At 71.1% G+C, this 22,518-nt stretch carries 20 protein-coding genes; 8 read left to right on the forward strand and 12 right to left on the reverse strand.

The annotated features are described in order from the left end of the window. Window positions 1–5: 5 nt before the first annotated feature. Entirely contained in the window at window positions 6–1,178 is a 1,173-nt protein-coding gene (gene coaE, locus CLV68_RS19505; RefSeq protein WP_121392222.1) for a dephospho-CoA kinase, read from the reverse strand. Between the two features lie 141 nt (window positions 1,179–1,319). Here coaE and CLV68_RS19510 point away from each other — a divergent pair, with 141 nt between their 5' ends. Then, window positions 1,320–1,523, forward strand: coding sequence for a hypothetical protein (locus CLV68_RS19510; protein ID WP_121392223.1), 204 nt, complete (start codon window positions 1,320–1,322; stop codon window positions 1,521–1,523). Here CLV68_RS19510 and CLV68_RS19515 read toward each other — a convergent pair. Both CLV68_RS19515 and rpsA read right to left on the reverse strand, forming a co-directional pair. After that, window positions 1,520–2,092, reverse strand: a complete 573-nt coding sequence (locus tag CLV68_RS19515) for a hypothetical protein (protein WP_121392224.1) — start codon at window positions 2,090–2,092, stop codon at window positions 1,520–1,522. The genes CLV68_RS19510 and CLV68_RS19515 overlap by 4 nt on opposite strands. A gap of 126 nt (window positions 2,093–2,218) precedes the next feature. Next, on the reverse strand, window positions 2,219–3,727 hold the full coding sequence (rpsA, locus tag CLV68_RS19520) for a 30S ribosomal protein S1 (RefSeq protein WP_121392225.1): 1,509 nt from the start codon (window positions 3,725–3,727) through the stop codon (window positions 2,219–2,221). Window positions 3,728–4,060: 333 nt separating this feature from the next. On the opposite strand from rpsA, the gene CLV68_RS19525 reads away from it, so the two are divergent. From CLV68_RS19525 to CLV68_RS19535, 3 genes are all read left to right on the forward strand, one after another. Beyond that, window positions 4,061–4,831 (forward strand): class I SAM-dependent methyltransferase, encoded by a 771-nt coding sequence (locus CLV68_RS19525; protein ID WP_121392423.1) that lies wholly within the window; start codon window positions 4,061–4,063, stop codon window positions 4,829–4,831. Next, complete coding sequence (locus CLV68_RS19530) at window positions 4,828–5,748, forward strand: GNAT family N-acetyltransferase (protein WP_121392226.1); 921 nt, start codon at window positions 4,828–4,830, stop codon at window positions 5,746–5,748. The genes CLV68_RS19525 and CLV68_RS19530 overlap by 4 nt, the downstream gene beginning before the upstream one ends. A 581-nt stretch (window positions 5,749–6,329) precedes the next feature. Next, the gene (locus CLV68_RS19535; RefSeq protein WP_121392227.1) at window positions 6,330–7,109 is read left to right on the forward strand and encodes a maleylpyruvate isomerase family mycothiol-dependent enzyme; all 780 of its coding nucleotides are present in this window, start codon (window positions 6,330–6,332) and stop codon (window positions 7,107–7,109) included. A gap of 310 nt (window positions 7,110–7,419) precedes the next feature. Here the strand turns inward: CLV68_RS19535 and CLV68_RS19540 are convergent, their stop codons facing one another. Further along, window positions 7,420–7,710, reverse strand: coding sequence for a hypothetical protein (locus tag CLV68_RS19540; protein WP_121392228.1), 291 nt, complete (start codon window positions 7,708–7,710; stop codon window positions 7,420–7,422). A 135-nt stretch (window positions 7,711–7,845) separates the two neighbouring features. Between CLV68_RS19540 and CLV68_RS19545 the strand changes: the two genes are divergently transcribed. The 3 genes from CLV68_RS19545 to CLV68_RS19555 are packed head-to-tail and all read left to right on the forward strand — an operon-like array spanning window position 7,846 to window position 11,032. Continuing rightward, window positions 7,846–8,472 (forward strand): P-loop NTPase family protein, encoded by a 627-nt coding sequence (locus CLV68_RS19545; protein WP_121392229.1) that lies wholly within the window; start codon window positions 7,846–7,848, stop codon window positions 8,470–8,472. Next, window positions 8,469–10,448 (forward strand): YhgE/Pip domain-containing protein, encoded by a 1,980-nt coding sequence (locus CLV68_RS19550; protein ID WP_121392230.1) that lies wholly within the window; start codon window positions 8,469–8,471, stop codon window positions 10,446–10,448. Before CLV68_RS19545 ends, CLV68_RS19550 begins: the two co-directional genes overlap by 4 nt. Beyond that, complete coding sequence (locus CLV68_RS19555) at window positions 10,445–11,032, forward strand: TetR/AcrR family transcriptional regulator (RefSeq protein WP_246009980.1); 588 nt, start codon at window positions 10,445–10,447, stop codon at window positions 11,030–11,032. Before CLV68_RS19550 ends, CLV68_RS19555 begins: the two co-directional genes overlap by 4 nt. A 680-nt stretch (window positions 11,033–11,712) precedes the next feature. Here CLV68_RS19555 and CLV68_RS33430 read toward each other — a convergent pair. The 4 genes from CLV68_RS33430 to polA all read right to left on the reverse strand — a co-directional run bounded on the left by CLV68_RS33430 (window position 11,713) and on the right by polA (window position 16,296). Next, window positions 11,713–12,204 carry a Rossmann-fold NAD(P)-binding domain-containing protein gene (locus CLV68_RS33430; RefSeq protein WP_147460068.1) on the reverse strand — a complete coding sequence of 164 codons (492 nt, stop codon included), beginning with the start codon at window positions 12,202–12,204 and terminating at the stop codon, window positions 11,713–11,715. A 296-nt stretch (window positions 12,205–12,500) separates the two neighbouring features. After that, window positions 12,501–12,644 carry a hypothetical protein gene (locus CLV68_RS34050; RefSeq protein ID WP_170224449.1) on the reverse strand — a complete coding sequence of 48 codons (144 nt, stop codon included), beginning with the start codon at window positions 12,642–12,644 and terminating at the stop codon, window positions 12,501–12,503. Window positions 12,645–12,846: 202 nt separating this feature from the next. Then, a complete protein-coding gene (locus CLV68_RS19565; RefSeq protein WP_121392233.1) occupies window positions 12,847–13,548 on the reverse strand; it encodes a DUF3592 domain-containing protein in 702 nt (233 codons plus the stop codon). 33 nt (window positions 13,549–13,581) lie between these two features. Further along, window positions 13,582–16,296, reverse strand: coding sequence for a DNA polymerase I (gene polA / locus CLV68_RS19570; RefSeq protein ID WP_211346647.1), 2,715 nt, complete (start codon window positions 16,294–16,296; stop codon window positions 13,582–13,584). Between the two features lie 43 nt (window positions 16,297–16,339). On the opposite strand from polA, the gene CLV68_RS19575 reads away from it, so the two are divergent. Beyond that, window positions 16,340–16,780: a hotdog fold thioesterase gene (locus CLV68_RS19575; RefSeq protein ID WP_092780778.1), complete on the forward strand. Its 441-nt coding sequence runs from the start codon at window positions 16,340–16,342 to the stop codon at window positions 16,778–16,780. A gap of 1,353 nt (window positions 16,781–18,133) precedes the next feature. Here the strand turns inward: CLV68_RS19575 and CLV68_RS19580 are convergent. From CLV68_RS19580 to CLV68_RS19595, 4 genes are read right to left on the reverse strand one after another with little or no spacing between them, the layout of a single operon-like run. Next, complete coding sequence (locus CLV68_RS19580) at window positions 18,134–18,847, reverse strand: ABC transporter ATP-binding protein (RefSeq protein ID WP_092780781.1); 714 nt, start codon at window positions 18,845–18,847, stop codon at window positions 18,134–18,136. Then, entirely contained in the window at window positions 18,844–19,728 is an 885-nt protein-coding gene (locus tag CLV68_RS19585; RefSeq protein ID WP_121392234.1) for an ABC transporter ATP-binding protein, read from the reverse strand. Before CLV68_RS19585 ends, CLV68_RS19580 begins: the two co-directional genes overlap by 4 nt. Beyond that, entirely contained in the window at window positions 19,725–21,563 is a 1,839-nt protein-coding gene (locus tag CLV68_RS19590) for a branched-chain amino acid ABC transporter permease (RefSeq protein WP_121392235.1), read from the reverse strand. Before CLV68_RS19590 ends, CLV68_RS19585 begins: the two co-directional genes overlap by 4 nt. After that, on the reverse strand, window positions 21,560–22,489 hold the full coding sequence (locus CLV68_RS19595) for a branched-chain amino acid ABC transporter permease (protein ID WP_121392236.1): 930 nt from the start codon (window positions 22,487–22,489) through the stop codon (window positions 21,560–21,562). Before CLV68_RS19595 ends, CLV68_RS19590 begins: the two co-directional genes overlap by 4 nt. Window positions 22,490–22,518 lie beyond the last annotated feature (29 nt).

Consider the following 22,518-nt stretch of genomic DNA (forward strand, 5'->3'; position numbering starts at 1 on the left):
CTGGGTCAGCCCGCCGTCCAGCCGGTCGCGGTCGCCCACGCCTCGGCGCGCTGGATGGCCTGCTCGAACCACGGTTCCTTCGCGTTGCCGTAGGCGGGGATGGTCGCGTGCTCCCCCGCGACCGAGCGCTTGACCTTCTCGTACTCGTCGCGGGCCCCCTCATCGGCGCGCAGCCAGGCGGGGAACAGCAGGCTGAGGCGCGCGAACGGTGAGTCCCGCGCTCGCACGTGGACATTGGCCCACCGGCCGGGGTCGACGCCGACGTGGACGTGCTTCGGGGTCTCCGGCGAACCGGGTGGGTGCCCGACATCGCTGTCGAAGCCGTGCGCGCGGGGGAACCCGGCGTTCGAGAGCGCCTCGGCGAGGGAGTCGTCCAGGGTGGGGACGGTGATCTGGAAGTCGAGGATGTCCTTGGCGGCCAGGCCGGGCACCGAGGTCGAGCCGATGTGGTCGACGCGCAGGGCGGCGCCGCCGACGGCGAGGCGGAGGCGGGCGAGGAGCCGCTCGGCCTGGGCTGGCCAGGTCAGGTCGTAGTCGACGACGCGGGGGGCACCGCGGCTGAACGAGCGGCGCAGGCGGGTGTTGGCCTCGTACGGGGCGAGCCGGTCGGTCCACAGCGCGTCGACGGCGGTCCTGGTCTGCTCGGGGGTCCCGGCGTTGGACAGCCAGATGTCGGCGGCGGCGCGGCGGGCGTCGTCGTCGGCCTGGGCGGCGATCCTGGCGCGGGCGTCGGACTCGGCGAGGCCGCGGTGGTCGACCAGCCTGCGGACCCGGTCCTCGACGGGGGTGTCGACCACGATGACCAGGTGGTACAGCGCGCCCATGCCGTTCTCCACCAGCAGCGGCACGTCCTGCACGACGACCGAGTCAGGCGGCGCGGCGGCGACGAGCTCGGCGGTGCGCTCCCGGACAAGGGGGTGCACGATCGCGTTCAGGCGCTGCCGCGCGGCGTCGTCGGTGAACACGATGGCGGCCAGGGCGGGCCGGTCGAGCACGCCGTCGACGAGGACGCCCGGCCCGAACTCGGCGGCGATCGCGGCCAGCCCCCGGGTGCCCGGCTCGACGACCTCCCTGGCGACCCGGTCGGCGTCCACGACGACCGCCCCGTGCTCGGCCAACGCGGCCGCCACTGTGGACTTCCCTGACCCGATCCCGCCGGTGAGGCCGACTCGCAGCATGGGGCCGCATTCTTCCACCACCGAGTGGTCGGCGGGTGAACTGTTGACAAGCGCGCCGGGGACACGCCGCGCGGATGTCGGCGTTTTGCCACTTCAGCCGGCTACGGTGCCCTCAGGGCCATCACCCAAGCGGAGGAACCAATGCGCGACACGAGGCGCCGGGGACGGCACCGGCTCGGCACGCCGGGCCTGGTGCACTGCACCGAGTACCTGTCCGTGCCCGCACACCGGACGTGGTGGTCGGTGGTCCTGATGCCCGCCAGGCACAGCCTCGCGGGTTTGCGCCGCCGCGCTGCCGCGGCCGCCGTGGAACGCGCGTGGGCCCCGCAGGTCCGTACCGCTTAGCGTTCGGTGAGCGCCCGGTCGGCCAGCTTCGCGACCTGTTCGGGAGTGGCGAGGGTCTTCGCGACGGTGACCGCGACCGTGAGCGTGCCGTGCGCGACTACGACGGTCCTTGTGTCACCTTCGATCAAGAACCCGGTATCCGTACCGACCTTGATCTCCTCTGCCGCGATCCCCTTGTCCCTCTCGGCGTCGACCGTCTCCTGAACCCGCTGCCGCGCTGAGGTCTGATCGGTGTAAGCGGCCATGCCCACGGTAAGAACCGCCGCTGCTGGTGGCTGGTCCTGCGGGATGCCGTAGTAGCAGTCAATCCGACCGGTCCGACCGATCTTCGGCAGCCCCACCCCCACCACGACCTCGGTCCGCCCGGTGATGACGGTCTCCACCACGTCATCGAGATCCTGCCGAGTCAGCAACCGCCCGCACGACGCCGGTAGCGCTACCCGCTCCACCCTCGGCTTCGCCGCGCTCGTGGAGATCCGCGGAATCTCCGGCGCCTTGGCCGCGGGCGGCGGCGCCGACGTGCAGCCCGCCGCCACCGCCATCACCAGGGCCAGCAGCAGGGTCCGCATCCGGAGACGGTAAACCGCGATCCCCACCGGCGAAAGAGCACGTTCGGGGCCTGTCGAAGTCCGCAGGAAAGCCGAGGGCCCCGCACCTGGCGAACAGGTGCGGGGCCCTCGGGGAGCTCAGCTAGCTCACACGCCGCCGGAGAGCTTCTCGCGCAGTGCCGCGAGCTGCTCGTCGCTGGCGAGGGTGCCGCCACTCTGGGCGGGCTTCTCACCGCCGCCGGTGGAGGAGTAGTTCTGCTCGGTGCCGCCGCCGGTCGCGCTGGCGATGACGCCCTCGGCCTCGGCGGCCGCGTCGGCCTCCGCGGCCTTGGCGATCTGCTTCATGTGCTGCTCGTAGCGGGCGTGCGCGTCGGCGTACTGGCGCTCCCACTCCTCGCGCTGCTTCTCGAAGCCTTCCTGCCACTCCTGGGTGTCCGGGTCGAAGCCCTCGGGGTAGATGTAGTTGCCCTCGGGGTCGTACTCGGCAGCCATGCCGTACTGGGTCGGGTCGAACTCGGTCTCGGTGGTGAAGCCCTCGTTCGCCTGCTTCAGCGAGAGCGAGATGCGGCGCCGCTCGAGGTCGATGTCGATGACCTTGACCATGACGTCGTTGCCGACCTGCACGACCTGCTCCGGGATCTCCACGTGGCGCTCGGCCAGCTCGGAGATGTGGACCAGGCCCTCGATGCCCTCGTCGACGCGGACGAACGCACCGAACGGAACCAGCTTGGTGACCTTGCCCGGCACGATCTGACCGATCGCGTGGGTGCGGGCGAACTGGCGCCACGGGTCTTCCTGCGTGGCCTTGAGCGACAGCGACACGCGCTCGCGCTCCATGTCCACGTCGAGCACCTCGACGGTGACCTCCTGGCCGACCTCGACGACCTCGGAGGGGTGGTCGATGTGCTTCCAGGACAGCTCCGAGACGTGCACCAGGCCGTCGACGCCACCGAGGTCCACGAACGCACCGAAGTTGACGATCGAGGACACGACGCCCTTGCGGACCTGGCCCTTCTGCAGCTGGTTGAGGAACTCGCTGCGGACCTCGGACTGGGTCTGCTCCAGCCACGCGCGGCGGGACAGGACCACGTTGTTGCGGTTCTTGTCCAGCTCTATGATCTTCGCCTCGAGCTCGCGGCCCACGTACGGCTGCAGGTCGCGCACGCGGCGCATCTCGACCAGCGACGCGGGGAGGAAGCCGCGCAGACCGATGTCCAGGATGAGACCACCCTTGACGACCTCGATGACCGTGCCCTTGACCGGCTCGTCCGACTCCTTGAGTGCCTCGATCGTGCCCCAGGCCCGCTCGTACTGAGCGCGCTTCTTGGACAGGATCAGGCGGCCCTCCTTGTCCTCCTTCTGGAGAACCAGGGCCTCGACCTCGTCACCGACGCTGACCACGTCGGCGGGGTCGACATCGTGCTTGATCGACAGCTCGCGCGAGGGGATGACACCCTCGGTCTTGTAGCCGATGTCGAGCAGGACCTCGTCCCGGTCGACCTTGACGATCGTGCCCTCAACGATGTCACCGTCGTTGAAGTACTTGATCGTCGCGTCGATCGCGGCGAGGAACTCCTCCTCCGTCCCGATGTCGTTGATGGCGACCTGCTGCTTCGGCGTGGACGCAGCCGGGACAATGGTGGTGTCGGTGGACATTAGGTAGGTGGCTCCGGTACGGATTGGGGGTCGCTGGGTTCAGTTCTTGGGGCGCGCCGCGGCGTTGTGCCGCCGACGGACACCCGGACCACAGGAACCAACACCGCCAACGAACGCCACCCCGGACCACATCCCGCCGACGGCTTCCCAGCGGTAGGAAACCCGGGGCAGCGCGTTACCACCGCGCGGATGTATCCTACGCGGCCCCGCGATCGCCGGGCAAACCCGGGGGTACCCTCCCGCCGGTTCCTGCCGGGTCCGGGCTGACAGGATGACCCGGTGGTGAGCGAGACCAGCGCGGAGCATGCCTTGGGGACGACCGGTGTGGCGCGGATGGCGGTGGGCTCCGCCGAGTCGGTCGCGGCGAACATCGCCTGGTGGGACGCCGACGCCGACGACTACCACCGCGAGCACGGCGAGTTCCTGGGCGTCAGCGATTTCATGTGGTGCCCGGAGCGGCTGCGCGAGGCCGAGGTGGGGTTGCTCGGGCCGGTCGCGGGCAAGGACGTGCTGGAGATCGGCTGCGGGTCGGCCCCGTGTGCGCGGTGGCTGGCGGACCAGGGCGCGCGGGCGGTGGCGTTGGACCTGTCGAGCGGGATGCTGCGGTACGCGGCCGCGGCGAACACGCTGACCGGGACGCGCGTGCCGTTGGTGCGGGCGAACGCCGAGCGGTTGCCGTTCGCGTCCGGGTCGTTCGACCTCGCGTGCTCGGCGTTCGGCGCGGTCCCGTTCGTCGCGGACGTCGGCGCGGTGTTCGCCGAGGTGGCGCGGGTCCTGCGGCCGGGCGGCACCTGGACGTTCGCCGTCACCCACCCGATGCGGTGGATCTTCCCGGACGACCCGGGCCCGGACGGTCTCCGGGTGACGGGCTCTTACTTCGACCGCACTCCTTATGTAGAGGTCGACGAGGACGGCACGCCCACCTACGTCGAGCACCACCGCACGCTCGGTGACTACGTGCGGGCGTTGAACGCGGCAGGCTTAGAGCTGTTCGACCTGGTCGAGCCGGAGTGGCCGGAGGGGCACACGCAGGAGTGGGGGCAGTGGAGCCCGTTGCGCGGTGAACTGTTCCCGGGGACCGCGATCTTCCGCTGCCGCCGGTGACCGCTCCCCTGCTCAAGGCGCAGTCCGCCCGGTTCGCCGCCCTCGACCCGCTGCTGCCGGCCGCCGTGGCGCCACCGCCGGGCGACCTGATCACCGCGGCGCTGCCCGACGGCGAGCGGGTGGCCGGGATGATCACGAAGACCACGCTGGACCCCGGCACGCCGCAGACGCTGTGGTCGGCGGCGAAGGTGTGGGAGCTGCACCCGATGGTGGGGTCGAGCGGCGGCGCCGGGGTGGACGCGCTGCTGCGCAGGTGGCCGTCGATCGTGGCCAACCTGTCCCCCGGCCGCGACTCGGCGTGCCTGTCGACCTGGCCCAGCCGCGACGTCACGGCGACGGCGGCGTTCCTCGCGCACGGGTTCGTCCCGCTCGCGGTCCTGGCCGTCCGCACCGGCGGCCCTGACCCGTCCGGCGGCACCTCGCCCGCGACGGTCCGCCGCGCGGTCCTCGGCGACCTCGACGCCCTGGTGGCCTCCGCGATGGCCGAGGTCGAGTACTCGAGCCTGGTGGGCGGCGCCGTCCTGCGCGCGGGCGCGGCGAGCATCAAGCGGGAAACCCTGCGCCGCCACCTCGCCCAGGGCGACCCGGTGTGGATCGCGGAGGTCGACGGGATCCCGGTCGGCCACGCCGAGGGCTGGCACACCGACTCCGTGCGCGGCTCGTGGGCGGAAACCCGGGTCCGCCACGGGCGCTGGGGGTACGTGAACTGCCTGTCCGTACTGCCATCCGCCCGAGGCACCGGAGTCGGCCGCACCCTGATGGACGTCGCCCACGCGGAACTACTGGGCCCCACCACAGTCGGCTCGTTCCTCTACTACAACCCGCCGAACCCGGTCTCCCCGATCTTCTGGGCCCGCCAGGGCTACCGCCCCCTATGGACCGTCTGGGAAACCCGCCCCGCCACCGCCATCCGCTAGCCCCCCTGAGCGGAATCCCCTTACCCCGCAACGCCCTCTACCCGCAACGCTCGCTTACCCGCAACGCCCACTTCCCCACAACGCGCTCTCACCCCCAGCGCCCTCTTACCCTCCAGCGCCCTCTTACCCTCCAGCGCCTCTTGCCCCACCGCCCCGCTCTTGCCCCACCGCCCCCGCTTCGCGCGCGCACGCCAGTCCGGCCCCAGCCCCCACCCTCTCCGGGGGGCGTCCCAGGTCCCAGCCTACCGGTAGCCGCCGACAGAGGATCTTGAAACGGCCGCGCGAAGATCCACATGTGGATAACTTTTGTCGCTGGAACGGGTGAATGTCGAGGTCGGCCGGAGCGGGAAACCCCAGGTCAGGTGCATGGGCGCCCCCGCTGGCGGCGGCGCCGGGCTCAAGTCGATCGGTGGGAGATCGACAACGGCCGGACGGGCGAGCGGTGCGTCCACAGTGGACAGAGCAGGACGCCAGCGCCTCGGCTCTCGACGTGGGCCGGGAAAGTGGCGCGGCGGGTGTGTCGATCCGGGCTGGCGCCGTTCGACGTGTGGTTGGAGCAGGACGATGACGGAGGACCAACCATGACCGAGCTGAACGTGGACCACGCCCGGCGAGCGATCGTCGACCACACCCGGCGGCTGGCGGAGTCGGCGACGGCGGCCGGACCCGGTACCGCTGTGCCCACGACCCCGAAGTGGACCGTCGCCGATCTGGTCGGGCACCTCGGCCAGGCCCAGCACTGGGTCGCGGAGATCATCGAGCGGCGCGTCACCGACCCCACCCAGCTGCCCACGGAGCTGGCCGTGCCCCCCACCGATCCCCGTCAGTGGCAGGGATGGTTGTCGGAGTCCGCCCAGCGGGTCGCGAACGCGTGCTCCGACGACGCGCTGGACGCCCCGGTGTTCAACGCCGCGGGCGACGGGCGGTCCGGGACGCGGTTCTGGCTGTCCAGCATGCTCAACGAGGCCGTCGTCCACGGCTTTGACGCGGCCGCCGCGGCGGGCCGACCGGCCGAAGTCGACGCCGACATCGCGGCCGCGCTCATCAGCAACCACTTCACGATGCTGACCTCCCCCACCTGGGCGCTGCAGCGGCCCGAGTCCGCCCGCGCTATCCAGGGCACCGGCCAGACCCTGCACTGGCTGGCCACCGACACCACCGACGCCTGGTTCGTCGAACGCCGACCCGACGGAGCCACCTGGCAGCCCGGCACCCAGCAAGCCGACGTGACGGTGTCAGGCCCAGCCCAATCCCTCCTGCTGACCCTGACCCGACGACTCCCCCTCGCCAACACCACCACCGACGGCGACATCACCCTCGCCCGCCACTGGCTCGACAACACCGCCCACGCCAGCAACTGACCCCACCCTCGGACCCGGCCGCAAGCTGTCAAAGAAGGCACGGCAGACCAGCGACCGAGATCAGAGCAATCCACACCCCAACCCAACTCAGGCGCCCCTACACCGCGCAAGCCCTCTAACCCCCACGAGCCCTCTAGCCCCAAACCAACCGCTTCGCGCGCGGTCCCGTCCCGGCCCAGCCCCCGCCCACACCGGGGGGCGTCCCAGTGCCCAGTCTACCGGCACCCCCCGATAGTCGATCTTGAAAGCACCCCACCCAAGATCCAGATGTGGATAACTTCTGTCGCTGAACCGGGTGAAAAGAGGAGGGCTAGCCGACCAGGTCGAGGCTGATCGCGAGCTGCAAGGCGCCCAGCAGGGCGATCACGGCCGCGGCGATCCGCCAGTGCGGGGCCTTGTCGGCGGTGGTTTCCCACTTCATCGCCATGGTCCAGGCGATCGCGATGGCGCCGAGCGCGGCGATGAGGCCGCCGATGTTGAGTGACTCGTGGACGACGACCTGGCCGTTGACCCGCTTGGTCTCGGTGATGCCGACGAAGAACACGTAGGGCGCGAGCGCGCACACCAGGCCGCCGATGAGCAGTTTCAGCTGTCTTGTCACGCGGGTTCTGATGGTCCGGTTCGTCCCCGGGTTCCCCCGATCGAGTCACCGGGATCACCCCGCGCCCGGTTGCGAACAGAGCCGACCCGGCGCACTATTTGAACTGACCAGTCAGTTCAACTACGGGGAGGCGCTATGGAGGTCCACGCGGACCAGGTCGTGGTCACCGGCGCGCACGGGCGGCTGCTGGAGCCGACGTCGTTGCGGGTGCGCGCGGGTGAGCTGGTGGTGGTCGCCGGTGAACCCAACGCCGGGCATACCGCGTTCGGCCTCGCCCTGACCGGTCGCATCACTCCGTCGGAGGGTTCTGTCACCCCGTCGGGTGGTGAACTGCGGGCGCACGCCGTGCTGGTGGACGCCCCGGAGGTGACCGCGCCGGAGCCGAACCTGCGGGTGGCCGACGTGATCGCCGAGGAGTTGGCGCTGGCCGGGGCGCGCAAACGCAGGACCGCGACCACCGCGCTGCTCGACGAGCACGGCTTGGAGCCGGGGACCCGCTTCGAGGACGTGCCCGGCGCGGCCAGGGTCGCGCTGCTGACCGGGCTGGCCGCGCGCCGCCCCGGCGCCGAGCTGCTGGTGATCGACACCCCCGACCGGCACTCCAGCAACCCGGCCGACTGGCTGCCCACGGCGATGGCGCACGCCCGCGACGGCCACGCGGTCGTCGTGCTGTGCGGGACGTCCACCGCGCTGCGCCTGCCCATGATCCCGGCCCGGCTCGGCGAGTCGGACCAGCCCGCCCCCCTGGAGTCGACCCTGTGAGCGTCTTCCGCCTCGCCCGCAACGAGCTGCGCCGGATCAGCTCCGGCACGCTGCCCAAGCTCGCCGTCCTGGCGCTCGTGCTGGTGCCGCTGCTCTACGGCTCGCTCTACCTGTACGCCAACGCCGACCCGTACAACCGGTTGGACAAGATCCCGGCCGCGCTCGTGGTGACCGACAAGGGCGTCACGCGCTCGGACGGCTCGCGGCTGGAGGCGGGGCGCAAGGTGGCCGACCAGCTGGCCGCGTCCGGGAAGTTCGACTGGCAGGAGGTGGACGCCCCGACCGCCGAGGAGGGCGTGCGCACCGGCAAGTACACCTTCTCGATCACGCTGCCGGACGACTTCTCCGCGTCGCTGGCGTCGTCGTCGGACTTCGCGCCGCGCCAGGGCATGATCACGGTGACCACCAACGACGCCAACAACTACCTGGTCGGCACCATCGCGGACCGGGTGGTCAGCGCGGTGCGCGAGTCGGTCGCGGCGTCGGTGGGCACGGAGGCGGCGGAGAAGTTCCTGGTCGGTTTCGGCACCGTCTACGAGCGCACCCGGCAGGCCGCGGACGGCGCGTCGCAACTGGCCGACGGCGCGTCGCGGGCCAACACGGGCGCGAGCCAGCTCGCGGCGGGTCAGCGCGAACTGGCGGACGGGGCAACCAAGCTCGCCGACGGCACCACCGCGGCGGCGGCGGGCACCAAGAAGCTGTCGACCGGTCTGGACACCCTGGAGTCCAAGACGAAGGACCTGCCCGCGCAGACGACGCAGCTGGCGACCGGCGCGCGCAAGGTCGCGACCGGCAACGACCAGGCCGCGCGCACGGCGGAGAACCTGTCGGCCGCCGCGCAGGCCGCGGTGAACCACCTCGACGAGCTGGACACGGGCATCGAGCAGAGCCTGCGCGACGCCGGGCTGCCGGACGCCGACGTCGAGCGGGTGCTGGCGCGGCTGCGGACCCTGCGCACACCGGTCGAGCAGGCGAACACGCAGGTGCACTCCGCCAGTGGGCAGCTGCGGGCGCTGGCCACCGGCGCCGACCAGGTCGCGAACGGGGCGGAGACGCTCGCCGCGGCCGCTCCCGCGCTCTCGGGTGGCATCTCCGAGGCGGCCGGTGGCGCGCGTGACCTGGCCTCCGGCACGTCCCAGCTGCGCACCGGGGCGTTGCAGCTGCGCGACGGCGAGACCAGGGCGGTCACCGGCGCCGACGAGCTCGCCGCGGGCACCAAGTCCCTGTCCGACGGCTCCGTCCAGCTGCGCGACGGCCTCACCGCCGGTCTCGGCCAGATCCCGCACCCGGACGACGCGACCCGCGACGCCACCGCGCAGACCATCGGCGACCCGGTGTCGGTGCACACCGTCGGCGAGAACAGCGCGGGCAGCTACGGCGCCGGGCTCGCCCCGTTCTTCCTGGGCCTGGCCCTGTGGATCGGCGCGTTCGTGCTGTTCCTGCTGATCCGCCCGCTCTCGGCCCGCGCCATGGCCGCCGGTCACTCCGCGGCCCGCACCGCGCTGGCGGGCTGGCTCACCCCGGCCGCGCTCGGCGTCGCCCAGGTCGTGATCATGTTCGCCGCGGTCACCACGCTGATCGGCATCCACCCGGCGCGCCCGCTGGCCACCCTCGGGTTCCTGGTGCTGACCTCGCTGGCGTTCGTGTCGGTGGTGCACGCGCTCAACGCGTTCCTCGGCCCGGTCGGCAAGTTCGTGGCGCTGGTGGTGCTGATCCTGCAGCTGATCAGCGCGGGCGGCACGTTCCCCTGGCAGACGCTGCCGGAGGCGCTGATCCCGCTGCACCGGGTGCTGCCGATGGGCTACGTGGTCGACGGCCTGCGCCACCTGCTCTACGGTGGCGCCTCCGGCGGCATCGGCACCGACGTCGGTGTGCTGCTGGCCTACCTGATCGGAGGACTCACCGTGTCGACCCTGGCCGCCCGCCGCCAACGCGTGTGGACCCCAGCCCGCCTCAAGCCGGAACTGGTGCTGTGACGGCGACGCGCCCCGGTAGGACCAACGCCACCAAGCGCAAGCTGTTCGACGCCACCCTGCGGCTCGCGGGCACCAAGGGCATGGTCGGCCTGACGGTGGACGACATCGCCGCCGAGGCGGGCGTTGCCAAGGGGACGGTCTACTACAACTTCGGCAGCAAGGACGGCCTCGTCGACGCACTGCTGCGGTACGGGGTCGATTTGTTGGCCGCCAGACTCCGGGGCGCGGAGGGGTCGGCCGCGGACACGTTGACGGCGTTGGTCGGGGGGATGTTGGGGTTCTTCGCGGAGTACCCGACGTTCGCGCAGCTGTTGGTGAGCGAGTTGTGGCGGACTCCCGGGCAGTGGCAGCAGACGCTGTCGCTGCTGCGGGAGGAGGTAACGTCGATCATCCGGGGGAAGCTGCGGGTGCTCGCGGACGCGGGGGAACTGCCCGGCGGGGTCCAGGTCCCGACGGCCGCGTCGGCGCTGTTCGGGACGGTGCTGGTGGTGTCGCTGGACTGGCTGGTGTTCAACCCGGAGCAGACCCTGGACGAGGTGCGGGACTCGGTGATCGGCCTGGTACGAGGACTGCGCACCCCCTGAGCACCCCGCCGCGGCTCCGATCGCCCCCAAGCGGCGCCCGGCCAGCCGAGGCAGGCGGCCTCTCACAGGGCCTGGATCCCCTGCGGCCCAGGCCAACCCACCGCTGACCCGCCCACCCCACCCATTGCACGCCAAGCCGCCTGGCCCGGTCCGTGCATTTCGCATACCGCGAACTCCACCCCGAAGCCGCCCCGCCCGACCCTGAGATCGCCCCCACTTGGCCCTAGAACCGCCCCTCCCGGCCCTGAAATCGGCCCCCATCTAGCCCCAAAGAACCGGCCCGCCCGACCCTGTGAGGTCGCCCCCACTTAGCCCAAGAACCGGCCCGCCCGACCCTGAAAACGGCCCCATCTGGCCCTAAAACCGGCCCACCCGGCCCCGGAAGCCGCCGCCGACCAAGATCAACTCCGCGGCCGGGGCCCTCCCTCCCGGGGGCCGGGGGCCCATCTCTGAACCTATCGAGCCGAGCGGGTTGTCAATAGGGGTGCGGAGTGGGCTGTGGATGGTTGGCGGGGATGTGGACAGGTCTGAACTCGCGCGCAGTGGGCCGGAGCAGGCGGGTCCTGGTTGCGCTGGTGGAGTCCGCGTAGGGCTCGTCGCGCGGGTTAGGAGATTCGCGGCGTGCTTCTTAGGCATAGACCGGGACAACTACGGCGAGACTCGGAAGCGGCGCTCGAGGGCTAGGAGTGGGCCGCGGTGACCAGGGCTCGGCGGGTGGTGTGGAGGAGGGCTTCGGTGATCTCGGTTTGGGTGGGGCGGCGGGTGCGGCCCGCGTAGCCGATGGGGGTCAGGACGACGTGGTGGGTGGGGTGGTTGGGGAGTGGGGTGGGCCAGCGGTCGCGGGCGGCGTGGGTTTCGACTACCGGGGCGCCGGGGGCCAGGAGGGGTTCTATGGCGCGCAGCGTCGGGGGGAGGGCTTCGTCGGGGAGCCAGGTTATGAGGAGGTCGGCGGGGGCGCCGAGGACGTGGGCGGCTTTGGTGGCGAGGGTGTGGGGTTTTGACCAGTCGGCTTCTACCCAGATAGCCCTACCGGTACCCGTGTGGTGGTCGGCAGGCAGTGGGGCGTAGTGGCGGGATGGCAGCACTACGCGCCAGCCGTTGGCCACTAGTCGCAAGGCGCAGCCGTTAAGCATGCCGGTGCCGCCGAGTACCAACGCTCTTCTGATCGCCACGTCGCCTCCTGAAGTCTCAGGCGGTGCCGTCGGGACGCGGCTCCGCACGCCGTACCCGGGACCTCCCGGAGCCGCTCGACCGGGCCGAGGCAGAGCCAGGCGACCGGGCGTGCCGACGCGGGATGTCCAGGAGGGACCGGAGGGGGTCCTCCGGTAAAGCTAACCCACCCGACGCCCGGATTCCCGGTCGTCGCGGACGGCCAGAGGTGCTGGATCACCGGGCACACCGAGTGCGGCCCGGCGTCGGCGATCGCTCGGGGACACGGCGAGCCGAGCACCGTGACTCAAGGGGACGGTCAGCGGCTGTGCCTGCCGTCGCCGTTCGGGGCCCGCGCGCGGCGCCTACCGGGCCGGTTCACCCGTCGCGCCGCCACCGCGTCCCGGATGCCGTTGACCGCGAGCAGGCCCGCCAGGACGACCAGGGCGAGGCTGCCGAGCATCGGGATGATCGCGGAGAGCGAGGGGCAGGTTGTGCTCGCGTTTGTCGCCGGGGATGGCGAAGCGGACCTTCATCCAGTCCCCGGTCCGCGTGCTGTGGTGGACGTCGGTCACGACGGCGGCCAGCAGGGACACCAGCGCGCCGCGGAACCCCTCGACCCGACTCACGAGCCCGGTCACCTCCCCCTGGTGAACGCCATGATCTCAGTCCGGCACCCGCCCAGGAAGCTCTCGTCCCGAGACCACCCGGCCGTCGGCGAAGACGAGGACCGCGGCCCCGGTGGTGCCGCCGAGCAGGACGCGGCCAGTGCGGGCGGGGGCGCGGTGCGCCTCGACGACGACCACGCCCGCGACGTCCAGGTTGACCCGCAGCGCGCCGGAGTCGGCGGTAGCGGTGCCGGAGCGCCAACCGTGGCGGCGGACCGCGAACAACCGGCGGGACCACCTGCCGGTGAGGACTGCGCCCGCAGCCGTTAGACCTACCGCGGCGACGAACGCACCAAGGTGGGCGGCCGCTAGTACCAACGGCGGTTCGGTACCCGCCTGCGCCGACGCCACCTGCTCCGGCTCCGCCGCGTCGTAGAACAGGGTGATCAGGTCGCCGACACGCGGCAGCGCGTCCGGCACGACAAGAGCCAGCGAACGCACCCGGTCCTGACCGTCCACCGCGAACCGGACCTCGACCGACCCGGACGCCAAGCGGCCGCGTTCCACCACGCCGACAACCACACCGGACACGCGTACCCCGTCGGCGAGCAGGTCGGCCCGCCTGCCGTCGATCGCGGAGCCCAGCAGCCCACCGGCGACGAACAGCGCCGCCCCGACCACCAGACCCGCCACCGACCGCAGCACCGCGCGGCGCACCGCCGCCGTCGCCGCGGACCCACCGAGCGGTTCGCTCCGCACGATCCCCTCCCCTGCTCCGGGGAGGATCTTCGACTAGTGCGCGGCCTCGTTCCAGGACTGGCCGAACCCGACCGACACGTCGAGCGGGACGCGCATCGAGAACGCGGCCGCCATCTGCGCGCGGACCAGCGCCTCGGCCTGCTCGCGCTCGCCGTCGGCCACCTCGAGCACCAGTTCGTCGTGGACCTGCAGCAACATCCTGGTGCGCAGACCGGCGGCGACCAGTTCGCGGTGCACGTTGAGCATGGCGACCTTGATGATGTCGGCCGCGCTGCCCTGGATGGGGGCGTTGAGCGCCATCCGCTCGGCCATCTCGCGGCGCTGCCGGTTGTCGCTGGTGAGGTCGGGCAGGTAGCGGCGGCGGCCGAACAGGGTCTCGGTGTAGCCCTCCTTGCGCGCCCGCGCCACCACCTCGTGCAGGTAGTCGCGGACCCCGCCGAAGCCCTGGAAGTAGTCGTCCATCAGGCCGCGGGCCTCCTCGGTGGAGATCCGCAGCTGCTGGGACAGGCCGTAGGCGGACAGGCCGTAGGCCAGGCCGTAGTTCATCGCCTTGATCTTGGCGCGCTGCTCCTGCGACACCGCGGTCGGCTCGACGGTGAACACGCGCGCGGCGGTGGCGGCGTGGAAGTCGAAGCCGGAGTTGAACGCCTCGATCAGCGCCGCGTCCTCCGACAGGTGCGCCATGATCCGCATCTCGATCTGGCTGTAGTCGGCGGTGAGCAGCTCCGCGGAGCCAGCGCCGACCACGAACGCCTCGCGGATGGTGCGCCCGGCCTCGGTGCGGATCGGGATGTTCTGCAGGTTGGGCTCGGTGGAGGACAACCGGCCGGTGGCGGCGATGGTCTGGTTGAACGTGGTGTGGATGCGGCTGTCCTCGGACACCGACTTGATCAGGCCCTCGACGGTGACCCGCAGCCTGGTGGCGTCCCGGTGCTCGAGCATGTGCGCCAGGAACGGGTGCTCGGTCTGCTCGTAGAGCGTGGTCAGCGCCTCGGCGTCGGTGGTGTAGCCGGTCTTGGTGCGCTTGGTCTTGGGCATCTGCAGCTCGTCGAACAGCACGACCTGCAACTGCTTGGGCGAGCCGAGGTTGATCTCCTTGCCGATCACGTCGAACGCGGCCCGCTCGGCGTCGCGCACCCTGGCGGCGAACTCCGACTCCAGGATGGACAGCCGCTCGCCGTCGACGGCGATGCCGACCGCCTCCAGCTCGGCCAGCACCCGCAGCAGCGGCAGCTCCATGTCGGCCAGCAGCGGCGCCTGCCCGGTCTCGGCGAGCGCGGTGTCGAGCGCGTCGGCCAACTCGGCGATCGCACGGGCGCGCAGGATCTCCCCGGCGGCCAGCTTGCGGTCGTCGTCGCCCTCGTCGTCGAGCAGGGACAGCTGCTGCTCGCCGTCGCCGTCCTCGACCCGCAGCTCGCGCTGCAGGTAGCGCAAGACCAGGTCGTCGAGGTTGAAGGTGCGCTGGCCGGGGCGCACCAGGTACGCGGCGAGCGCGGTGTCGGTGGCCAGGCCCGCGAGTTCCCAGCCGCGGTGGCGGATGGCGTGCAGGGAGCGCTTGACGTCGTGGGCGAGCTTGGGCGCCTGCGGGTCGGCCAGCCAGTCGCTGAACGCCTTCTCGTCGTCCTCGGTGAGGGTGGTGACGTCGACGTAGACGCCCTCGCCCCCCGCCGTGGCCAGCGCGACCGACTTGAGCTCCACGGCCTGCCCGGACACGCCGGTCGCGACCTCCCGGAAGGACAGTCCGATCCGGGTGCCCCTGGGGGCGTTCGCGGCGAGCCAGCCGGGCAGCTCCCCCGCCGCGACGGCGCCGCCGCTGACCTCGAAGCCCTCCTCGGCCTCGGGTTCGGCGGTGGACAGGGTCGCGAACAGCCGGTCGCGCAGCACCCGGAACTCGAGCTCGTCGAAGAGCCGGTGCACCGCGTCGCGGTCCCAGTCGCGCACCTCGAGGTCGTCCGGCCCGATCTCGAGCTCGACGTCGCGGACCAGCTCGGTCAGCTGGCGGTTGAGCAGCACCGCGGCCAGGTTCGCGCGCAGCGCCTCGCCCGCCTTGCCCTTGACCTCGTCCACCCGGTCGACCAGCTCACCGAGGGAGCCGAACTGCTGGATCCACTTGGTGATGGTCTTCTCGCCGACGCCCTTGATGTTGGGCAGGTTGTCGCTGGGGTCGCCGCGCAGCGCCGCGAAGTCCGGGTACTGCGCCGGGGTCAGGCCGTACTTCTGCTGCACCAACTCCGGGGTGTAGCGGGCCAGCTCGGAGACGCCCTTGACCGGGTAGAGCACGGTGACGTCGTCGGTGACCAGCTGCAGCGCGTCGCGGTCGCCGGTGCAGATCGCGACCTGGAACCCGGCGGCGGTGGCCTGCGTGGTCAGGGTGGCGATGAGGTCGTCGGCCTCGTAGTTGTCCTTGGCCAGCTTCGGGATGTTCAGCGTGCCCAGGACATCCTCGATCAGGCTGACCTGGCCCTTGAACTCGTCCGGGCTGGCGCTGCGGTTCGCCTTGTACTCGGCGAAGTGGTCGGTGCGGAAGGTCTTGCGCGAGACGTCGAAGCACACCGCGAGGTGGGTGGGCGCCTCGTCGCGCAGCAGGTTGATCAGCATCGAGGTGAAGCCGTAGACGGCGTTGGTGTGCTGGCCGGTGCCGGTCTGGAAGTTCTCCTTGGGCAGCGCGAAGAACGCCCGGTACGCCATCGAGTGGCCGTCGATGAGCAGCAGCCGGGGGGTGGTACGGGTCTCAGTCTTCGCAGGCACGGTCCGAGTCTAGGGTGGGGCACCGACACCCTTCGGAGGACCCATGAGCGGGATCGACCGCGACAAGCTGCCCGGGGCGCGCCCGGAGGTGGCCGACCAGTTCCTGCCGGACAAGCTCGGCATCGACATCACCGACTGGACCCCCACGCGGCTGGTGGGCACCATGCCGGTGGCGGGCAACCTCCAGCCCTACGGCCTGCTGCACGGCGGCGCGAACGCCGTCCTCGCCGAGACCCTCGGCTCGATCGCCGCGGTGCTCAACGCCCCCGAAGGCAAGCTCGCGGTCGGCTTGGAACTGTCCTGCACCCACCACCGCGCCGTCCGCTCCGGCCTGGTCACCGCGGTCTGCGTCCCCCTGCACGTCGGCAGGACGACCTCGACCTTCGAGATCACCATCACCGACGACCACGACCGCCGAACCTGCACCGCCCGCCTGACCTGCGTCACCATCACCAAGGCCCCCGGCGAGACCCCACCCGCGTAGGCCCGACGCCCGTCGTGCCGCCCGGCGGTGCTCCTGGAACGCTTCCAGCCCCAGGCCACCCGGCTCCCGCCCGACATCGCCGCTTCCGCCTGACATCGGCACTCCCGCCCGACGGCGCTGCTCCCGCAGGACAGCGTCGCTCCTGCCCAACAGCACCGGCTCCTGCCCAACAGCACCGCTCCGGCTCGACAGCACCACTCTCGCCCGACTGCACCACTCTCGCCCGACTGCACCACTCTCGCCCGACTGCACCACTCTCGCCCGACTGCACCACTCTCGCCCGACTGCACCACTCTCGCCCGACTGCACCACTCTCGCCCGACTGCACCACTCTCGCCCGACTGCACCACTCTCGCCCGACTGCACTGCCCTCGCCCGACATCGCCGCTCCCATCCGACGGCCTCGCTCCAGCCCGACGGCCTCGCTCCAGCCCGGCTGCCCCGCTCCAGCCCGGCTGCCCCGCTCCAGCCCGGCTGCCCCGCTCCTGCCCAACAGCACTGCTCCGGCTCGACAGCGCCGCTCCGGCTCGACATCAGCACTCCCGCCCGACAGCGCCGCCTCCGCACGACGACAGGGCGACAGGGCGACGACGCGGCGAACCCTCGCTGCCCGCATCCAGGCGATCGACTCCGCGACGGCGCCACTCCAGCCCAAGATCACCGGCTCGCCACTGCCGCCCGACAGCCCCACTCTCGTCCGACGGCGCCACTCCCGCCCGGCTGCCCCGCTCCGGCTCGACAGCCCCGCTCCCGCCCGGCTGCACCGCCCTCGCCCGACATCGCCGCTCCTGCTCGACATCTCCACTCCCGCGCGACAGCCCCGCTCCTGCACGACAGCCCCGCGCTCGCCCGACTGCACCGTTCCAGCCCAAGGTCACCGCTCCCGCCCGACGGCGCAGCTCTCGCCCAACACCAGCACTCCCGCACGACAGCACAGCGCCCCCTGCCCCAGCCTGCCGCCCCGCGATCCCCGCCCCACCCGGCCAGCCCCGACCCCCGCCAAGCGACCGGTACCCAGACACGGCTCCCCGAAATCGCCGCCTCGCGCGCCCGCGAGGACCCCCGCCCAGCCCCCACCCACTCCGGGGGGCGTCCCAGTGCCAGTCTATCGGCACCCACCGACAGGCGATCTTGAAACAGGGCGCCGAAGATCCACATGTGGACAACTTCTGTCGCTGAGCCGGGTGAATGTCGCGCCAAGGATCGCCACGTCGAGCCCCAGCAGGTAACCCACATCAGCGACCAGCAAACAAAGCCGCCCAAAACCCGGCAACCAGCCCCGTCACCACAACTGTCCACAAAGGAAAGGGCCGCGCCCGGGAACCCCGGATGCGGCCCAATCCCAGAAGAACGTCAGTCCTCGCCCAGATAAGCCGCCCGCACCCGCTCGTCGGCCAGGAGCTCGTGCCCCGGACCTTCCAGCGTCGTGCGCCCGAGGTCGACCACGTACCCCCGGTCGGACAGGGCCAACGCCGCCAGGGCGTTCTGCTCGACCAGCAGGATGGTGGTGCCCGCGGCCTGCAGTTCCTTGATGGTGTCGAAGATCCGCTGGGTCATGATCGGCGAGAGGCCCATGGAGGGCTCGTCGAGCATGAGCAGGCGGGGGCGCGACATCATGGCGCGGCCGATGGCGAGCATCTGCTGCTCGCCGCCGGAGAACAGGCCCGCCTTGAGGGTTCGGCGCTGGCCGAGCACCGGGAACAGGTCGTACACCCGCTGCATGTCCGCGGCGACGCCGGAGTCCTTGCGGACGTAGGCGCCGAGTTGCAGGTTCTCCTCGACCGTCATCCGGCCGAAGAGCCTGCGGCCCTCGGGGCAGTGCGCGACGCCGCGTTCCAGGATGGTGTGCGCGGCGAGGTCCGCGATCGGCTTGCCCTCCAGCAGGATGGTGCCGGACTTGGGCCGCAGCAGACCCGAGATGGTGCGCAGCGTCGTGGTCTTGCCCGCGCCGTTGCTGCCGATGAGGCTGACGATCTGGCCCTCGCCGACGGCGAACGACACGTCCCGGACGGCCTCGATGGCGCCGTAGGCGACGCTGAGGTTCTGCACCTCCAGCAGTGCGGTCACCGCTTGCCTCCCTCGTGGCCGTCCTGGTCGCGGACCGGCTGGATGACCTGGGTCGCTTCTGGCCCACCGTGCGCGACCTCGTCGGCGTACTGGCGCACCTCGGCCTCGACCTCGTCCGGCGGCTTGCCCAGGTACGCCTCGATGACCCTGGGGTCGGCGCGCACCACGTCCGGCGTGCCCTCGACCAGCAGCTGGCCCTGCACGAGCACGGAGACGTGGTCGCACAACGAGAAGATGAACTTCGTGTCGTGCTCGATGACGACCACGGCAACGCCGGTCTCGCGGATCGCGAAGATCAGCTGCCTCGTCGCCTCGGTCTCCTGCGGGTTCATGCCCGCGGTGGGCTCGTCGAGCAGCAGCACCTTCGGGTCGGTGGCCAGCGCGCGGGCGATCTCGAGCCTGCGCTGGTCGCCGTAGGGCAGGTTGCGGGCCAGTTCGTCGTGCGCCTTGCCGAGCCCGACGAACTCCAGCAGCTCGAGCGCGCGGTCTCGCGCGTCCCGCTCGCCCTTCTGGTAGGCGGGGCCGTGGAACAGCGAGGCCAGCGGGCCCTGCTTCATCCGCGCGTGCCGCCCCACCAGGACGTTCTCCAGCGAGGTCATGCTGGGGAACAGCCGGATGTTCTGGAAGGTGCGGGCGACACCGGCGACGGTCACCGCGGCCGGGTCGGTCGGCAGGACCTTGCCGCGCAGCTGCACGTTGCCCGTGGTGGGCGAGTACAGGCCGGTGAGGCAATTGAAGAAGGTGGTCTTACCCGCGCCGTTGGGCCCGATGAGCCCGAGGATCTGGCCCTCCTGCAGGCGCAGGCTGACGTTGGACAGCGCGGTGAGGCCACCGAAGACCATCGACACGCTGTTGGCGGCGAGCACCGGGGGCGCGCTCATCGGGTCACCGCCTTCTCGTCACCGGGGGTGTCGTGCACGTTGAGCTCCTCGATCGGCACCCCGTCGGCGCCCTCGTCGGCGAGTTCGGCCCTGCGGTGCCGGTCGGGCACCAGGCCCTGCGGCCGGAACCGCATGATCAGCACCAGTGCCAGGCCGAACAGCATGAGCCGGTAGTCGGAGAACTCGCGCAGCTTCTCCGGCAGCACCAGCAGCAGCGCGGCACCGAGCACGGCGCCCGGGATGGACCCCATGCCGCCGAGGATGACCGCGGCGAGCAGCGTCACCGACTCGATGAACTGGAAGCTGTCGTAGGCCACTGTGGACGTCTTGTGCGCGAACACCGCGCCCGCCAGGCCCGCCAGCGTCGCACCGATCAGGAAGGCGAGGATCTTCGCCTGCCCGGTCTTGATGCCCATGGCCCGCGCGGCGTCCTCGTCCTCGCGGATGGCGATCCAGGCACGGCCGATGCGCGAGTTCTTGAGGTTCGCGAACACCACCATGACCAGAGCCACCAGCACGATGATCAGCACGTAGTAGAGAACGCCGGAAGGCAGCTCTACCGAGCCGATGGTCAGCGGCTTCTCGAAGGACTGACCGAACCAGTTGATCGGCGGCACGTTGGGGATGGCGTTCGCGCCACCGGTCAGGTCGCCGATGTTGTTCTGCGCGGCCTTCTTGAAGATCTCACCGAAGGCAAGGGTCACGATGGCCAGGTAGTCACCGCGCACCCGTAGCGTCGGGGATCCGACGACGGCGCCGAAGATGCCCGCCACGACCGCGGCGATGATCGCCGCCACCACGAACGGCAGCTCGATGTCGAACGCGGCGGCCGCGGCACCTGAGAAGTTCGCCGCGACGAACGCGCCGATGCCCAGGAACGCCACGTACCCCAGGTCGAGCAGACCGGCGAGGCCGACGACGATGTTGAGGCCGATGGCGGTCGCGGCGTACACGCCGATGTTGGCCGCCGTCGTCATCCAGTAGTCGGTGCCCGCCTCGGTGAACGGCAACCCGAGCGCCACCAGCAGCAGCACCACGACGCTGAACCACTTGTGCTGGTCCGACAGCGCGGAGATCCAGGTGGTGAGGCCGATCGCCTGTAGCGTGCCGAGCACACCGGCCAGGAAGGCGAGCAGGGACAGGAAGATCGGGCCAGCGTACGGGTTGCCGACACCGCCCTGACCACCGGCGTTGAGCATCATCGCGACGACGAGCAGGAGCACGACGAAGGAGATGACCAGCACCGCGTAGGCGACGAGCCTGGGGACCGCGGCCTTCCAGTGCGGTACCGGTTCCAACACGCCACCGGTCTTGGCGGCGAACAGCAGCAGCAGGCCCGCGACGAGGGTCGCGATGCCGCCGAAGGCGAAGGTCTCGCCGTCGGAGGTGATCGCGCCGAGACCGCCGCCGTCGATCACCGGGAAGAGGATGTTCACCAGCGCGATGCCGATCGCGCCGAGGCCGAGCGCGCGCAGCACCCTGCGCCTGGGCAGCGGGAGGAACAGCACGACGATGGCGAGGACGCCGAGCACCAGCGTGTGCAGGCGGAACCCGCTCAGCGCGAAGGGGGCGTCGAAGAACTGCAGGGTCGCCTTGTCGGGGTAGGGACCGTCGTTGAGGCGGAAGGTCACCCACGGCAGCAGGGCACCGATGACGGCGATGACACCGCCTGCCAGGCCCAGTGGGCGGACCAGCGCCGGGCGCGGGGCCAGGAACGCGACAGCCGCGCGCCAGCCGAGGCGCAGCACGAACACGACGGCGATGATGGCCGCGATGGCGAGCAGGACCTGGCCGAGCCAGATCCAGCCGTCCGGGTACTCGATCCACTCTTTCACGCGCGCACCCTTTCCGGCTCACCGAACAGGCCCTGCGGCCGGAAGACGAGCACCACGATCAGCAGGACGAAGATCCACACCAGGTCGTACTGCGTCCCACCGGGGAAGTACTGCCCGGAGAGGGTCTTGATCAGGCCGATGGCGAAACCGCCGATGACGGCACCCTTGATGCTGCCGACACCACCGAGCACGGCCGCGGTGAAGGCGAAGATGCCGTAGAGGAAGCCGACCTCGGTGTCGACGTTGGTGATGTGGATGCCGTAGAGCACACCCGCGATGCCCGCCAGCGCGCCACCGATGGTGAAGGTGAGCACGATCGTGCGGTTGGGGTTGACCCCCATCAGCCGGGCGGTGTCCGGGTCCTGGGCGGTCGCGCGCATCGCGCGGCCCATCCGGGACTTGGTGATGTAGGTCTGCAGGACGATGGCGCCCACGATGGAGACCACGATCATCAGGATCGCCGTCGAGCCGATGTTCACGGTGCCGTCGAAGAACTCGAACCGGAACTGGTGGTCGACGAAGGCGCGGGGGAAGGGGACGGGGGCGGTCGCGCCCGGGTAGCCGAGGCGGACGACCTCCTTGAGGATGACCGAGACGCCGAGCGCCGTGATCAACGGTGCCAGGCGGGGTGCGTTGCGCAGGGGCCGGTAGGCGAAGCGCTCCATGACCACCGCGAGGACCACGGCGACCACGGCACCCCCGATGGCCATCAACGGCAGTGCCAGCCACCAGTCGCTGCGCCAGCTCGGCGGGAGGAAGTACCGGTACGTGGCGAGCGAGGCGAACCCGCCAACCATGAAGACCTCGCCGTGCGCGAAGTTGATCAACTGGATGATGCCGTACACCATCGTGTAGCCGAGTGCGATGAGCGCGATCAAGCCACCCAGCACCAGGCCGTTAATGAGCTGCTGTAGCAGCGTGGCCACGTCTACCTCCAAGAGCGGCGGGGGCGGGC

It is taken from the genome of Actinokineospora cianjurensis, from assembly GCF_003663795.1.
Lineage (GTDB): Bacteria > Actinomycetota > Actinomycetes > Mycobacteriales > Pseudonocardiaceae > Actinokineospora > Actinokineospora terrae.